This window comes from Acetivibrio cellulolyticus CD2 (genome assembly GCF_000179595.2).
In the GTDB taxonomy this organism is placed as follows: Bacteria; Bacillota; Clostridia; order Acetivibrionales; family Acetivibrionaceae; genus Acetivibrio; species Acetivibrio cellulolyticus.
This window is the reverse complement of record NZ_JH556659.1, coordinates 979-16,225: the sequence shown is the minus strand read 5'-3', so window position 1 is coordinate 16,225 and position 15,247 is coordinate 979. Positions and strand designations below refer to the sequence as shown.

General features: G+C 33.4%; 12 protein-coding genes. 7 read left to right on the top strand and 5 right to left on the bottom strand.

All coding sequences use genetic code 11. From position 1 onward, the window contains the following. Positions 1 to 29 precede the first annotated feature (29 nt). The gene (locus tag ACECE_RS0220190; RefSeq protein ID WP_010250548.1) at positions 30 to 794 is read right to left on the bottom strand and encodes a hypothetical protein; all 765 of its coding nucleotides are present in this window, start codon (positions 792 to 794) and stop codon (positions 30 to 32) included. A gap of 47 nt (positions 795 to 841) precedes the next feature. Next, positions 842 to 2,512 (bottom strand): phosphate ABC transporter substrate-binding/OmpA family protein, encoded by a 1,671-nt coding sequence (locus ACECE_RS0220185; protein ID WP_010250547.1) that lies wholly within the window; start codon positions 2,510 to 2,512, stop codon positions 842 to 844. 152 nt (positions 2,513 to 2,664) lie between these two features. Here ACECE_RS0220185 and ACECE_RS28390 point away from each other — a divergent pair, with 152 nt between their 5' ends. Together ACECE_RS28390 and ACECE_RS32690 are read left to right on the top strand one after the other, a co-directional pair. Next, complete coding sequence (locus ACECE_RS28390) at positions 2,665 to 3,804, top strand: sugar-binding protein (RefSeq protein WP_010250546.1); 1,140 nt, start codon at positions 2,665 to 2,667, stop codon at positions 3,802 to 3,804. 78 nt (positions 3,805 to 3,882) lie between these two features. Next, positions 3,883 to 4,047 (top strand): hypothetical protein, encoded by a 165-nt coding sequence (locus tag ACECE_RS32690; RefSeq protein WP_010250545.1) that lies wholly within the window; start codon positions 3,883 to 3,885, stop codon positions 4,045 to 4,047. Positions 4,048 to 4,277: 230 nt separating this feature from the next. On the opposite strand, the gene ACECE_RS0220170 is transcribed toward ACECE_RS32690, so the two are convergent. Continuing rightward, a complete protein-coding gene (locus ACECE_RS0220170) occupies positions 4,278 to 5,033 on the bottom strand; it encodes an acyl-[acyl-carrier-protein] thioesterase (protein ID WP_010250544.1) in 756 nt (251 codons plus the stop codon). A gap of 437 nt (positions 5,034 to 5,470) precedes the next feature. Here ACECE_RS0220170 and ACECE_RS0220165 point away from each other — a divergent pair, with 437 nt between their 5' ends. Beyond that, complete coding sequence (locus ACECE_RS0220165; protein ID WP_010250543.1) at positions 5,471 to 7,504, top strand: carboxylesterase/lipase family protein; 2,034 nt, start codon at positions 5,471 to 5,473, stop codon at positions 7,502 to 7,504. A gap of 86 nt (positions 7,505 to 7,590) precedes the next feature. Here the strand turns inward: ACECE_RS0220165 and ACECE_RS0220160 are convergent, their stop codons facing one another. Beyond that, positions 7,591 to 8,619, bottom strand: a complete 1,029-nt coding sequence (locus tag ACECE_RS0220160) for a DUF6709 family protein (RefSeq protein WP_010250541.1) — start codon at positions 8,617 to 8,619, stop codon at positions 7,591 to 7,593. Between the two features lie 148 nt (positions 8,620 to 8,767). Beyond that, the gene (locus ACECE_RS0220155; protein ID WP_010250539.1) at positions 8,768 to 10,165 is read right to left on the bottom strand and encodes an MATE family efflux transporter; all 1,398 of its coding nucleotides are present in this window, start codon (positions 10,163 to 10,165) and stop codon (positions 8,768 to 8,770) included. Between the two features lie 523 nt (positions 10,166 to 10,688). Between ACECE_RS0220155 and ACECE_RS0220150 the strand changes: the two genes are divergently transcribed. The 4 genes from ACECE_RS0220150 to ACECE_RS0220135 all read left to right on the top strand — a co-directional run bounded on the left by ACECE_RS0220150 (position 10,689) and on the right by ACECE_RS0220135 (position 14,840). Next, on the top strand, positions 10,689 to 10,931 hold the full coding sequence (locus tag ACECE_RS0220150) for an SDR family NAD(P)-dependent oxidoreductase (protein WP_162862601.1): 243 nt from the start codon (positions 10,689 to 10,691) through the stop codon (positions 10,929 to 10,931). Further along, positions 10,928 to 12,250: a hypothetical protein gene (locus ACECE_RS0220145; RefSeq protein ID WP_010250535.1), complete on the top strand. Its 1,323-nt coding sequence runs from the start codon at positions 10,928 to 10,930 to the stop codon at positions 12,248 to 12,250. Before ACECE_RS0220150 ends, ACECE_RS0220145 begins: the two co-directional genes overlap by 4 nt. A gap of 354 nt (positions 12,251 to 12,604) precedes the next feature. Next, positions 12,605 to 14,449 (top strand): leucine-rich repeat domain-containing protein, encoded by a 1,845-nt coding sequence (locus tag ACECE_RS29700; RefSeq protein ID WP_010250533.1) that lies wholly within the window; start codon positions 12,605 to 12,607, stop codon positions 14,447 to 14,449. A gap of 184 nt (positions 14,450 to 14,633) precedes the next feature. Continuing rightward, positions 14,634 to 14,840 (top strand): hypothetical protein, encoded by a 207-nt coding sequence (locus ACECE_RS0220135; RefSeq protein WP_010250531.1) that lies wholly within the window; start codon positions 14,634 to 14,636, stop codon positions 14,838 to 14,840. Positions 14,841 to 15,247 lie beyond the last annotated feature (407 nt).

Genomic DNA, 15,247 nt, shown 5'->3' with positions numbered 1-15,247 from the left:
TAAAAATGTGGAGTCTTTTTATACTGTTTTTAAAGCTTCATTTTATTATTTCTATTTGATAAAACATTATCTAAAGCCATTGCCTCATTTACTACATTATCAATCTCCGAAAGTGCAGGGTCCGAATCGCTGTTTGAAATGATCTGATGTTTAAAAGTAACTATCGCACTCTCAATATAGTCCATTTTGGAGTGTACCATTTCCAACTCGTTCTTTTCACTGTTTATTTTCCCCATCAACCTTTCGTCCAGCTCCAACGCTCTCTCAATATCAGCTATTGCATTAGGATTCGTAAGGCATTCTTTCTTTTTCCTGTTAATCCTTAACCGTTCTTCAATTTTATCTACGTTGATGGTATATATCTCTTTAGCCCTTACATTATAGTTATAAATCAGCTTAAAATACACAATAACCAGATTTAATGCCTGCTCAACAATTTTTTGCTTTATAAGGTCATCCTTAACCTGGCTGTAGTAACCTATCAAGGCTTGCTTTTCAGCATATATATTTATTACTTTTTCCCTCATTCCTCCACGCAGTCTTCTCGATATATTTCTGTAAAAGCTGTCACATTGAGTACTAAGGTTTTGTATGCCTTCTATCTGCTGTTCCTTATTAACCTCTTGCAAAAAGCTTTCATCCTTTAAGGTCTGCATCATAAAATACACATAGCCTGCAGCACCTATCAAAAGAAATGGCAGATACCCTGTAGCCATATATATACCAATGACTACAGCAAGCAATGTAATATTCTTTAGTCTTGTAGCCGCTTTAAAAAAAGTTTTAAAACTCATAAGTCAACCTTTACCTCCAAACTGCTATTGGTAAATTACATTTTATCTTATCCAATTTCTCTTGTAAGAATGAATTCCGTTCTTCTATTTTTTGCTTTATCACCTTCAGTGCTCTCTTTTGGAACAATAGGTCTATCCTCTCCCCAACCTCTTGCAATTATTCGCTTCTCGTCAACACCCTTTTGCACAAGGTATTTTTTAACTTCATCAGCTCTGTCTTTTGAAAGCTTAAGGTTATTTTCATTATTTCCGACAGTATCTGTGTGAGCATCAATAATAAGATAGTATTCCGGAAATTGAGAAAGCATTTCCTTTACCTGATTAAGAACTGCAATTGATTCCGCCTTAACCGTAGCCTTTCCTGAATCATAATAAACAGGTGGAATGTCTACTTTTGCTACTCTTTCAGTGTTCTTCTCTATACTCTGCGCATCCTGCTGCTTAAACTCCTTCTTTTTCTCTTCAGCCTGACTTGCACTTCCTGAAATTTCTGAATCAACAGCACCTACAAGAAGTTCTTCAATGCCCTCAGAGTTTTTTACATTTCCCAGATATCCTTTACTGGATACCTCCTGTGACAAATTGAAATTCAGATCAATGTCGCCATATCTCTTCCATGTCTCAACTGTATCATTAATTATTCCATCCAACTTGTTTTCATTCCCATTTACTCCAAAATAACTTAAGTTATCATTTAACGACATAAGCTTAATATCTTTAAATGAGGCTTCAACATCCTTTTTAGCTACTTCTCCGTATTCACCTTTTTCGGTCATTAATTCAGCAAGCTTTTCATATGCCTTGTCTGGTTTTTCAATCACATACTTTGATGCAGCGTACCAGGTTTTTATAAAACTTTCTACCTTTCCAGCATTATTTTGTGCATAGTCTTTATTTACAACCAGCATGGTCGGTACCAAATCAGGAACTTCCTTAGTGGTAATAAGAACTTTTACCGAACCGGGATTAGCAGCATTTATCTCATTAACTGCAATGTTCATATCCGGGCTCCACGAAACAATCAAATCGGCATTTCCTGATTTCAAGTCTTCAATTACCTGCGACATATCCTCTCTCTCAATAGGTTCTATGTCCTGATATCTCAAACCAACCAGCCTTAAAAACTTGTTTAATATGAATTTTCCTGTACCGTCTGCAACAAAGGATACTTTCCTGCCTTCCATATCATTAAGGTCTTTAACTTCGGCTTTTGCAACAATACCATCTGCTCCGCGTGAAAAATCCGTAATACCTACTATAACTCCAGCATCAGGGTATTTTGCCTGAAACTTCATAAATGCAGGTAGTGACATTTCTGTTGCCTGTATCTCCCCTTTATTTAAAGCTTCTATTCTGTCATTGTCACTTGGTATATATTTTACATCCATACTTAGCGAATAGTCCCTGTTGTACTCTCTGCTTAATCCCACTAAAATCGGAGTCCCACCTATCCAACTGTCCAACCCCATAATAAAGTCACTGCTTGAAGAGTCAACGTTATTTCCATTGCCTTTAGAATTATCTTTCTGGTTATCATTATTGTCACTTTGATCGCTATTAAGGCTTTGATCGCCCTTTTTGTCTTTATCGCCATTTGAGAAGAACCCAAAGATACCTCCGTTTGAACCGCTTCCTCTATAGTTAAAAGCAGCAATCCCCGCAGCAATTATAAGTAAAACTATAATGATATTACCCCACTTTATTCGTTTGCCCTCCATCTGACTCCTCCTATTATACAAAAATAGTATCATAAGAAAATTATAACTACTTTTCACTAATACTTCAACACAGCTTTAGAAATTGCACGGCTGGTATAATTATGATAAAATATGATACGCATAATTCCAAGCTACTTAAATAGGAGGAGAAAATGAAACATACTTTTACAACACATTTTTTATTAGTGGTAATACTTTTGGGTTTGCTAACGACTCCCGTATATTCAAAGGACTCAACCGGAGTTAACTATGAATCTGTTCAAGTTTCCAAAGTTCCTCAAATTGATGGTTTGGGCAATGACAGCTGCTGGGAACAAGCCAAATGGGCAGATATAAACTATTTATGGCTTGGTCAACAACCAGAGGCAAATGACTTCAGCGGGCGGTACAAGATTGTATGGTCAAAAGAAAGACTCTATTTCCTCATTGAGATTGTTGACGATGTTTTGTCGGACACTCATGATGAACCCTTAGTTGATTACTACAAGGATGATACATTGGAAATATTTTTAGATGAAGATAACTCAGGCGGAGATCACAAATATAACTATAATGCTATAGCATACCATATTGCAATGGACTATAATGCAGTTGACTTAAGTACAAGCGGTGCCCCAAAACTTTATAACGACCATTTGAATATAAAAAGAACAAAGAATGATGATACATATACATGGGAAATAGAGCTAAAAGTGTTTGATGATAAATATGATGAAACCGCCGTTTCCAATCAACCTGTGGATCTAAATGCTGGCAAAGTGTTGGGATTTGGGATAGCCTATTGCGATAATGATGGCGGAGAAGACCGTGAAAGCTTTATAGGCTCTTTTGACATTCCTGGAAATGATAAAAATCTTGCATGGCAGAATGCCGATGTATTTTCTTCTCTTAAATTGACATCTGGCAAAAATATTACTCAACGCTACTATGTTGATAAAACCTATTATTTTGTTAATGATGAAAAAAAACAAATGGATGTTGCCCCATTGATAAAGGATGGTAGGACCTTTATTCCCATCAGATATGTTACTGATTCAATCGGTGCCAAAATTGAATGGAATGCAAAAGATCAAAAAATATCAATTACTCATGGGGAAAAAGAAGTTAAGCTGTGGGTTGGCAAGAGCTATGCTGACATAAATAATGAATCTAAGCTCATAGATCCCTCTAACAAAAATATATATCCATTCATTGTTAATGGGCGAACTTTTCTTCCGTTAAGGTTTGTAAGTGAAAACTTGGGGCTGACTGTGGAATGGGACTCGGAAAGTAAAGAAATCACGGTTTATTGATCTACCTTTACTATTGACGCAATAGCTGCTTTCCTCGCAAGTATTAATCCCTATTGGTTCGAGAATAATTGGAAAACAATGCTGCATGAACACCTTGCACTAACTAAAACTGAGGCTGTTGACATGCTGACTAAAAAGTATTCAGATAGTATATCAACCATGGATGAAATTGAGAAACAAGCTTTAGGTATGGCTGATTATATGACCTATGGTATTGTTAATCAATTTCCTGCAAATTTCTAGTTATTTTCTGGTAAATCTTATTATTCTTCAGGAAGTTTATCGACTGGTATTGCTGCAATTGAAAATTGGTAAATATATTTATAAAGATGGTGCTGCATTACTGAGTAAGTGGTTTTGCAACACTCTCTTTTTTTGTCAGGTGTTTTTTGCTATATTCTACCGAATTGCACTAAGTTGTTTCTTTTATATACTGTAAAATCAATGGTGAATGACAAATGAAGATCATTACCTTATTTTGCTCCGACCTCTACTTGAGATTTAAAAATTATTTTACCATTCTTTTCACTAATACCTTCAATGTATAGCATATTTGAGTTTAAAGCAGATATATCTTTATTAAGAATAATACTATCTCCATATAGCGCCTCGTTTACATAATTAATTTCCATAGTCTTAACACAATATTTCATATGATTATCCACACTAAAACAATCCATAATATAATCAATGTACCTGGAATTGTTAATATGCCCATTGAAGTCAATATCACTATACCCTATTACTTTTTTATATACAACTTCCTTCTGTCCAAAAGGTTTTACTTTCCCTAATTTACAGTCTATTGCTCTCTCCTTTATGTTTTGAAAATTATTAAAAGCAATTAACTCAGTTTTTCTAATTTCTCTTGTTTTAATATCAACAATAACCCATGTGGAAACAGCGGATGCAATTATGCTTCCATTGGAATCTCGTACAATGAAGTCTCTCTCAAATTCTAATTTTTTAGATTCTTGATGCCATGTTTCAATCCAAATATCCTCATTCCATACAGGAGTTCTAACAATGTCCACTCTAATACGAATTAGTATCCATGCAACGCCAAATTCCTGTTCTAATGTATTAATTCCAATACCAAGGCTTTCAACAGCCTCGCTTGCAATATCCTGGAAACAATTAAACAATGCACTCAATTTTAACGCTTTCGTAAAATCAACATTACTTAATTCAATATGGTATTTCTTTTTATATATCCATTCAGATTCCATTTCATTACCCCTTAATTCAGATTGTCAAAAGTTTATATCACTATTTGTAGCTTATATACTAATAAATTGTATACTCCACAGCAGACAATCCATATATATTAATCTTTTTGCTTTTCGCTTCTTTATTCATACGAGACTCGCTCCCATTGCAATTATACAACTAAATTGTGCATTTGCGTATAATTCAAAATAAATTAATCAAAAATATAATTCTGTTTTAGCTAACAAATTTCCCCATCATATCTTTAATTTATTTTATATATTTGGTAAAATTGTAATAAACTTATGTAAATTTGTAAATATCGCATTTTACAGAAACAGTCGTTATTGTTATTACAACTGAACGACTATACTCAAGGGGGTGAATAAAAGAATATCACATGTATTGAACTTTAGACACAAAAAATAACATTAATATCCTAGGGGAGGAAATGTAAATGAGAAAAGTATTATCAGCGTTTCTAGTAATAATTATGTGTTTTATCACTATTACAAGTACAGCATTTCCTAGTGATCTAACTTCTTCTAATGAGCCTGAAAGCCTATTAGCACCATTGGTTAAAACACCTGATCCAATTGATTCCTTAGAGCATCTTATTGACTGTATTAAAGACTTACCCGAGTCCTCATTTACGGGAAAAAATGCAGCACACCACAAAAAATTACTCATAAATGAACTAGACAAAATTACAAAACATATTGAAAACGGCAATTATTTTTATACAATTAACAAACTTAGTTTCGATATACGAAAAAAAATCATAACTTACATAAATGCAAATCAACAGCAACTAATATTAGAATCTCTTAACACTACAATAGCCTCATTGGAAAATGCTTTTAGAACAACAGTTAAAACCTCCTTCGGAAAAGTTGCAGGAGTAGAAACAATCAACGACAGTTGGGCTTGGATGGGTATACCCTATGCTAAGCCTCCTGTAGGAGAACTTAGGTGGAAAGCTCCTCAAGATCCCGAACCATGGAAAAAGGTACGATATTCTACATATGACTTCACGCGATGTACTCAACCTGCTCTTGATAATCAATGGAATCCGTTAAATGATGTTATAGGTTCAGAAGATTGTCTTTATTTAAACGTGTTCCGACCAAAAACAAATGAAAAAAATCTGCCTGTCTGTGTTTGGATACATGGAGGAGGTCATGTATTTAGCGGTGCGGAACAATATGACGCAACAAAACTTGCAAGCAAGTCCAACATGATTGTTGTTGTAATTCAGTTCAGGATAGGACCTTTAGGCTGGTTTTATAATCCTTCACTAAACCCCAATGGCACAGCTGAAGACAACTCAGGCAACTATGGCACACTTGATCAGATTAAAGCCCTCAATTGGGTAAAACAAAATATCAAAGAATTTGGCGGTAATGCGGACAATGTAACCGTCGCCGGAGAATCAACCGGAGGATATCATGCTTTAAACCTAATGATTTCACCTCTTGCTAAAGGTCTATTCAATAAGATAATAGCATCAGGAGCAAGCGGCGTAAATTACCCTCTTTCAACAGGTATTGAAAGGTCAAATTCAGCTATAGACAACCTTCTCGTGGCAGACGGAACCTGTACTGATTTGGCTTCCGCTGCAAAGTATAGAGCAGATATGACTAATGAACAAATATCAACTTATTTGAGAAGTAAAACAGATAAAGAAATAGAGCGCTCAGTCATGGATCAATACGGTTCAATTACCACTGTAGCTCCATTTGCAGACGGAGCTGTGTTGCCAGACACCCAAGCCTCGGTATTTGAATCAGGTGCTTATAACAAAGTACCCGTTATACTTGGCAGCGACAAGGATGAGATGAGACCATTCCTCCCATCCTGGCTCGGTTTTGTTCCAACTTCCAGCGGATACACTTGGTATAATGTTTATAACGCTATTGGCGTTAAAGAACCTAAAATAACACTTGATGAATTAATGCCAACCGACTCGGATAGACAATTGTATGATGCTTGCGGAAAATATCCTTCTATGTATTGGAAAGCTTCAACAGTAGATTCTGTGGCGAGAATTTTAAAGAATAACCAGGATGATGTTTACTGTTATGTTTTCAATTGGGGTGGTATAGGTTCCGGTACTGAGCCTTTTGACTTTTTGATTGGCAGCGGACATGCCTTTGAATTATCATTCTTCTTTGGTTGGGATACCGATACATGGGGCAATGTATCATTTTCACAAGAAAACGAACCGGGAAGAAAAGATCTTCAGAACGCTATAATGTCCTACATAGCTTCTTTTATCAAGTCCGGGAATCCTAACAATAATATCGATAATCTTCCTGAATGGACAAAATGGTCAAATGATAAAGGTCCTAAGAGCATAGTATTTGAAGCAGATTTCGAAAAAGCTAAAATCAGTATGATGGAAGAAGAATATAAAAAAGAGGAAATACTAAACGAGGTTGAATCACTTCCCGAAGCTGTACGGAATCTTGTCAAAATTTTATTATGGTAAACTCTATTATAGAGCACTAGTAGTTTGCAACGAACCATTATATATGAATAAAAATAAGGGCAGTAGATTTTTTTCTGCCCTTATTTTCATCTATATTGACATCTTATTTCTTCAACAAAATTAACTAAATCTTTTCGGTTTTTATTCCACTTATTTTTTATCTCATTAGAGTACCCAAAGATACACCATGGACACCATTCTTGCAAGTATATAAACATTTCATTTATAAGCTCACGTTTCATCGGCGCATAGTATTTTTTCCCGTTTTTGAGATATATATGAATTCCTCTTTCGGGTATCAAAATTCCATTTATGGAAAACGAATCTTTATGTATCCATACTATATCATTTATATTTGCAACTTTCAATTTATATAATGTTTTAATAAATAGCCAAGATTTCGTTATGATTACTTTATCACTATATGCTTTTACATTATTCTTTATCTCTTCATTAATTTCTTTTTCTAACAAATCCGAATTGCCATAGTATGACAATGCTCTATGTATTGGATGAAAACGATTATTCATTACCCTAATAAAAAACTTTGTAAGGTTTACTGTGCTCAAAATGAAACATAAAATAATTAAGCTAAGCAAAATATAGCCATCAGCTTTAAAGTCTACAGTGTCAAGAATATATGGCAAAAACTTTTGTCTATATTCATCAGGAGATATTCCTTGCTTTTTTGCAATCTCAATGAGTTGCCCATCTATTTCATCAGGCATTTTCAATAATGCTCCAGAATATACCAGAGTTTGATCTGTAGTCGGTCGTGTTTGTACAACCAACATTTTACTATCTACTTTTAGCAATAAATAATCATATTTGATACTAGAATTTTCAGAACCATCCTGACTTTTTTCAACATACGACAACCCACTATATATTACTTCATAACCCTTAACCGTTATATAATACTCCAGTTCCTGCGACAAATCCGATATTGATAATAACTTATTATTACTGACTTCAAATGGGCCATTGATAACATTGTAAAAATACCGCCAAGATAAGAGTAGTGTAGACACAACAAACAATATTAGCACCGTGTTTGTTATTAATAAATTTCGATTAGTACGCTTTACATTTGAAATAATAAAACCATTGACCATACACTCACCCTTCATCCTTTATAAAATATTTTTTTAACATACAGATAGCATATTCAGGTAGGTTTCTTTCGTACCATGTAGACCATACTTTCACCCTATCAAAAGGCTATTGGAGAATATCCAACAACCTTTTAAGAATCAAGTAGTACTAATCGAATTCAGGGATAGGAGCGGTGGTATTGTGTTTGACCACTGGTTTTTTCCATTTCCCAGAATTATAATAAGCAAAACTGATAACCATAGTGACAAGAAAGCTTGCTATCATAGAAATCCATATACCCCTTAAACCTAATGATGTACTCGATAAAATCCATGCTAGAGGGACTCTGACAACCCACAGGGATACAAGAGAAAATATCATAGTTTTCATAGTATGTCCTGCACCATTGATAATTCCGTTGGATATGAACATAATAGCAAACAGGATATAGGATGAACCTACCATTCTCAAATATGTAATTCCAATATCCATTACAACAGGTTCTTTGCCAAATCCAAAGGTTGTAAGGATCAATCTCGGGAATAACACAACAAACAGTGAAATAGTGAGAGTGATAACTGAAGTCATGATCACACCCCATTTGAATATATCTTTTATTCTTTCGGGTTTTCCAGCGCCAAGGTTTTGGCCTGTCAATGTTGCGGCGGCCACACTCATGGACATGGCGGGCAAGAAGGCAATTGAATCTACTCTTCCAACTGCACTAAAGGCATCAATCGCCGATGGACCAAACTTGTTTACAAAAGTTGTAACGAACGCAGAACCAATGGAAACCAAACACTGTTGAACAACAGATGGGAATCCTATTTTTAGAATAAGCAGTGTCAAATCCTTTTCTAGGATTAGTTTCTTAAAGCGGAAAGAAACAATATGGTTTTGCTTGTTTAAGTATATCATTCCCATTAATGTTGCAATGAGTTGTGAAATAAAAGAAGCATAAGCAGCGCCGTTTAGCCCAAGCTTGGGAATCGGACCTACGCCGATAATAAACAAAGGATCAAGTATAGCATTTATTACTAACCCAATAGCCATAAATATTAGGGGAGTTTTGGTATCGCCAATTCCACGGAGGATGGAGGTAATTAAGTTTCCCAGGTACATGAAAACGAAACTCGCAATAGTTATTTTCAGATAGCTTGAAGCAAGTGAGAAAATTTCTGGTGGAGTACCCATAAGTCTTAGAAGTATATCACTGCATAATATCCCTGCAATTGTAAAAAAGATACCTAAGATTAAAGATATGGAGAATGAGTTATTTACAACTTTCTCTACCATTTTATAATCCTTTGATCCATAATATTGTGAAACCAGAATAGTGGTTGCCATGCTGATTCCCACTGCAATTCCTAGAAGTATAAATACAATAGGAAAGCTTACTCCTGATGCTCCTACAGCATCTTTTCCCGCAATATTCCCTAACCAAATCGTATTCACTAAATTGTAGCCTACCTGCATCAAATTTCCCAGCAGCATAGGAAGTGAAAAAGACAGAAGATGTTTGGGTATACTTCCGGTTGTTAAGTCTGTACCCAATTTGTTGCTCATAATATCCCTTCTTTCGTTTTTTCCTCATCAAAACCTGGTTTCTCTATATTTGAAAACAATCTTTGTCAAACAAGCATACTGAAACAGAGCAGGATTTATCTGATGGTAAGTTTTTTAAGCAATAGTTTATATAATAACATATTTTGGTTTGTTTAATCAATAAATTTAAGCGGAGATTTATATTTTTATACATTTTGTAAGAGTAAATGCAACTTATAGGTATTACAGAAATATAAATCGTGTCCTGACTGTACTTCTGGGAGAATTGGAGATAATAAACCGTGTTGTGATTTATAAATTGGCGTTATACTTAATCCAATAGGATCAAAGTATCTTGCCCCAAATAAGATATACAGAAACAGAATAATACGCTGGATGCCATGATGTTACGAAAGGAGTTTTTACTTTTATGGAGAATATTAGTTAAAATTAGAAAATTCATTTTGGGCTTCAATCAGCTACGGAAAGGGAAATTATGCACAAATACAGTTTTTTCGAAAACATATTGTTTCTACCTTCTTACATGAATAAAAAGAAGTTGGCAGTTGAACTCGAGGGAAAAACTGTTCTCATAACTGGAGCAAGTTCCGGTATAGGAGAACACTTGGCATATATGCTGGCTGATATGAATGTCCATATTATTTTGGTTGCTAGAAGAGAGGAAAAGCTTTTGGCAATAAAAAATGATATAGAAAAGAAAACTGCCAGAGTAAGCATTTTTTGTGCAGATCTGAGAAAAGCGGAAGATATGGAGGCACTTTTATGAGATTAAATTTGTTTTTCGCGTTTATTGTAAGTACATTTTTATGTAGTAAAATAGTTGAGGCTATATCATTTTTTATACCAAAAAAAGCTCCTTGGATATATATTATTCCAGCTATTTTCTTACTTTTAGCGATTGTTTACAGAAAGATTGCTTTTCTTAAAAAGACTGCTATGAAGATATTTCTCGTTTTATCTACATTAATACCATACCTTGCTTTGGTGTTTTATATAATTTTATGTATAATTAATTATCCTTCTGAAGGGTCGTTTGAAGAAAAGCTTAAACCTGAATATGTAACAGAACAAGAGATTAACGCCGGAAATCATTTGGCTAAAATGCTTGAAGAATTTGATGAAAAACTAGCTGTTAGCAATCAAGATTTAATTAGAAATACTAAGATTATTGATTCCAATAAATCAGCAATAATAGAACTGATTAAAAGAACTGATAACGATAGAAAAGAAGTTTTTGAATTTATAAATAAAAATAGCATTGCTATTCCAAGCACTTTTGATAAAACACGAAAATTTAATTTTTTATCGGAGGGTTCTGATAATTCTATAGTTCACATTAGAACTCTTATAACTATCTTTAAATTGGAATTATTTGAAATGGAAAGATTAAAAATGGAACAGAAATACGATGAAGCAGTAAATAAATATATTTTAGCATGGCATAATTTAGCTAATGCTTATAGAATCAAAAATACAGATTTGATAGGCGCTCTATGTCTTGTTGCTATTTCAAAAGACATGGGAGAATATTATTATAACAACCAGAATACTTTTGCATCATATGATTTGAAAGAACTTGCAAACCTAAAGGACGACATTATAGATAATTTGGATAGAACTTATAAAGTGGGATTTTCAAATGAATATATGAGATATAAAACAATGCTTGAAAATTCGGGAAGTATATGGCCTTTAATGGATAGAAATAAATACTTGAGAAGATTGGATGGCTATTATTATTCGTCAGCTGAAAGCGTAAGAAACCCTTTAGATATTGTACCTTATGAAGAACCAGTAGATTTTGGAGCTATGGAAGATCCCATTTTTTTAAAAGACTATATTGGAGAATTTCTATACAATATAAATGATGGTGTGTATAGCGGATTAACTGAAAATGCTATAAAAAGGAAAAACGAAATCTCTGTGTATTTTTATGCAATGGATAAAAATAATTATAAAAATGTTCCACAAGACTATTTTACAGGTAAAAAAATTAAGATTAGCAAATTTTCTGACCGTATTGAAATTGATGTTCACACTTCATTTAAGCTTGATAAAACTCAGAATTTTATAATAATTAAATAGGCCGTGTTATTTAATTTACAATAATGAGATTTAAAAAGTGAAGTTGCTGTATTTAGTGGTTTCACTTTTTTGAGTCTATTTCTTATACGCTACAGTCTTGAAAATTCAGTTTGTAACCAAGAATAATTAACAATTTATTAAATCTCTTTATTAGAATTGAGATTTTTATAGAAATTAGTATATAATGCAATTATATACTCAATCTATTCCTACTAGTTACTAATATTCCTTTTTATACACCCATCCTTTGCAGCATATAACAGCCTTACGATCCAAAAAACAAACTCCGGTATCAAGGAGTTTGTTAAATATATTATAGGCATTTGCAAATATATTACATTAGGGGGTACAAATATGATTTCAAAAAAAAGAAAACTAATCTGTATTATGCTTTCAGCTTTACTAGTGAACACATTGATGTTCTCCTTTTTCTATTCACAACCAGTTGAGACAAAAGCTGCGGTTTTACAATTACCCGTACCTACTCCGGGTAAAATAAGCGTTGCATTTACAATGGCTGCTAAAACACCTGTGCCTACTAGGCCTGAACCTACTACTTTCCCTGATAATCCTGCGGTTAATGATGAACTGACCGATAGCACAACCATTTATTTCCCAGATTATGTTTTAGAAAAATGTATTAGATATGCAACAGGAAAATTCACTGGCGATATTTATTACGGAGATGTGAAAAATCTGGAATCTCTAGAAGTAGATTCTGCATTTGACTTTGAAGGTATTCAATTTCTAACAAGCCTAAAAAAACTGACAGCTAAGAGCATAGAGGAGAGTTATTCGTTAGATCTAAGTGCAATAAGCAGCTTAAAACAGCTTGAGTATTTAGATCTGAACTATTATGTTACTACATCTTCCGACTTAATCTGTTTAGAGGGGCTTGACAATTTAACCGAACTAAATTTAAATGCTTATAAAATCAGAGACCTTAGTCATCTAAGCAACTTATCCAATCTCCAAATATTAAAGCTAAATAATGGACCAGATATTAAAATGAAGCCATTATGCGGTTTAGAAAAACTACATACTCTGATTGTATATTCCAATTTACTCACTAATTTGAACAATTATTCAGAATTAAGCGCTTCAAATCTCTCTACTCTTGAGATACTATCGGGCAATTTAAACGATATTAGCGGTATTTCCAATATAAAAAGCTTAACAAAGCTAACTCTTATTTCCAACATAAATTTAAGTGATATAAGTGCAATAGGCAACCTTACCAACCTTTCTTATCTTAATCTTTGTAATAACAATATTGTTGACACAACTCCTATAGGTAACTTAACCAATCTTTCTGAACTTTATTTATATGAAAACAATATCTCTGATGTAAGTTCTTTTGCTAGTTTGACCAATCTTTCTACACTTTATTTACACAATAATAATATAGTTGATGTAAGTTCTTTAAGTAACTTAACCAAACTTTCCGACCTGACTATTGACAATAACAAAATTGTTGATATAGCTCCTCTATGCAACTTAAAACTAGGCTGTATAGACTTTTCTTTCAACAATATTGTTGATATAAGTCCGATAAGTAAGGTTACTAATATTTATTCAGTCAATTTGAATAATAACAATATAGTTGATATAAGTCCTTTAAGTAATCTGACAATGCTTTATACTCTTAACTTAAGCAACAACTTAATAACTGATATAACTCCTTTAGGTAATTTGAATAGTGTATCTCATCTTAATCTGATTAACAACCCTATAACCGATGTAAGCGCTTTAGGTAATATGTCAAGAGTTTTTCAACTTTGGTTATCCAAAACCAAGGTAACTGATGTAAGTGCATTAAGTAAATGTCCTAATCTTAAATACCTTTACTTATCTGACATCCCCGAACTTGATAGAACCACACTCGATTCGTTTGCTTCAGATGTTTCTGTCTACCTTGATAACTACATAGCCCCAACACCAACGCCACATTATTATCCAATAAAAGTTTTTGCACCTAAGAAGCCTGTTTTTGATATGGGCGATGTAAATGTAGATGGTAAGGTTAATTCCGTTGACTTTGGATTTATGAGAATGTGTCTGCTTGGAATGATACAGGAGTTACCTTGTAACCAGTTTTCCGATGGACCATTGGGAGATGTAAATGTTGATGGTGCATTTAATGCTATAGACTTTGCCAAAATGAAACAATACCTTTCAGGTAAAATAAATCAGTTCTGATTAAGCTTGTAAAAATCCAAGGAGAGTCCAGTATTGATACTCTAAAATATTGGACTCTTTTTTGATCAAAAGTATTCTACTTATTTTAATTCCTTGACAACTAATGGAATAATGTATATAATATAAAAAGAACAAATGTTCGGGATTGTGAAACAAAAATAATTTTACGACAAGGGGAATTCATATGATTATTAACATCAAGCAGGGCACTAGAGATACAAAGGAAGATTACTTAAATTTATTGGATGAGCTTGAAGGACAAGGGTTCAGGGTATTCAATATAAGTTGCTATGATTTAGGTAGAAAACTGTCAGAAGCTACAATGATTAAAGACGATAAAAAATTTATTGAAGGCATTTCTTTATCGGGCAATGATAATTGCTTTCAATAAGTAATGGTTAACATTTGCAGATATGATAAACTTTATATTTAATCTTGCCCAATTCTTACGAAACTTTTTCCTTGAAATTTCTGAATTGATAATTCATGGACATAATATATTGACTGCTTGTGGAGAATTTTGTTATAATACATTTGGATATATGCTTTTGTATATATTATTTTTTCACATCGATTCTGTCTCTGACATCTGCCAATACATTTTATTTTTTCAATAGAAATTGCCTCAATCTTGTAAAAGCTTGGAACACCTTATGTTTACGGTTATATAAAAATAAGCTTTAAGTAAAGGCAAAGAATATAAATAATCTAATCGATAGTGTAAAGTGAGATATGAAAATAGAAAGTAATGAAATTTACTCTCGCGAACCTTGAAAAGTGAAAATATTCCTCTGGAAT

What these genes read in the sequence shown, in the direction of transcription:
- ACECE_RS0220160 (WP_010250541.1), bottom strand. Translation starts at nt 8,619, where the DNA reads ATGGTCAATGGTTTTATTATTTCAAATGTAAAGCGTACTAATCGAAAT.
- ACECE_RS0220150 (WP_162862601.1), top strand. Translation starts at nt 10,689, where the DNA reads ATGAATAAAAAGAAGTTGGCAGTTGAACTCGAGGGAAAAACTGTTCTC.
- ACECE_RS0220165 (WP_010250543.1), top strand. Translation starts at nt 5,471, where the DNA reads ATGAGAAAAGTATTATCAGCGTTTCTAGTAATAATTATGTGTTTTATC.
- ACECE_RS32690 (WP_010250545.1), top strand. Translation starts at nt 3,883, where the DNA reads ATGCTGCATGAACACCTTGCACTAACTAAAACTGAGGCTGTTGACATG.
- ACECE_RS0220145 (WP_010250535.1), top strand. Translation starts at nt 10,928, where the DNA reads ATGAGATTAAATTTGTTTTTCGCGTTTATTGTAAGTACATTTTTATGT.
- ACECE_RS0220155 (WP_010250539.1), bottom strand. Translation starts at nt 10,165, where the DNA reads ATGAGCAACAAATTGGGTACAGACTTAACAACCGGAAGTATACCCAAA.
- ACECE_RS29700 (WP_010250533.1), top strand. Translation starts at nt 12,605, where the DNA reads ATGATTTCAAAAAAAAGAAAACTAATCTGTATTATGCTTTCAGCTTTA.
- ACECE_RS0220185 (WP_010250547.1), bottom strand. Translation starts at nt 2,512, where the DNA reads ATGGAGGGCAAACGAATAAAGTGGGGTAATATCATTATAGTTTTACTT.
- ACECE_RS28390 (WP_010250546.1), top strand. Translation starts at nt 2,665, where the DNA reads ATGAAACATACTTTTACAACACATTTTTTATTAGTGGTAATACTTTTG.
- ACECE_RS0220135 (WP_010250531.1), top strand. Translation starts at nt 14,634, where the DNA reads ATGATTATTAACATCAAGCAGGGCACTAGAGATACAAAGGAAGATTAC.
- ACECE_RS0220170 (WP_010250544.1), bottom strand. Translation starts at nt 5,033, where the DNA reads ATGGAATCTGAATGGATATATAAAAAGAAATACCATATTGAATTAAGT.
- ACECE_RS0220190 (WP_010250548.1), bottom strand. Translation starts at nt 794, where the DNA reads ATGAGTTTTAAAACTTTTTTTAAAGCGGCTACAAGACTAAAGAATATT.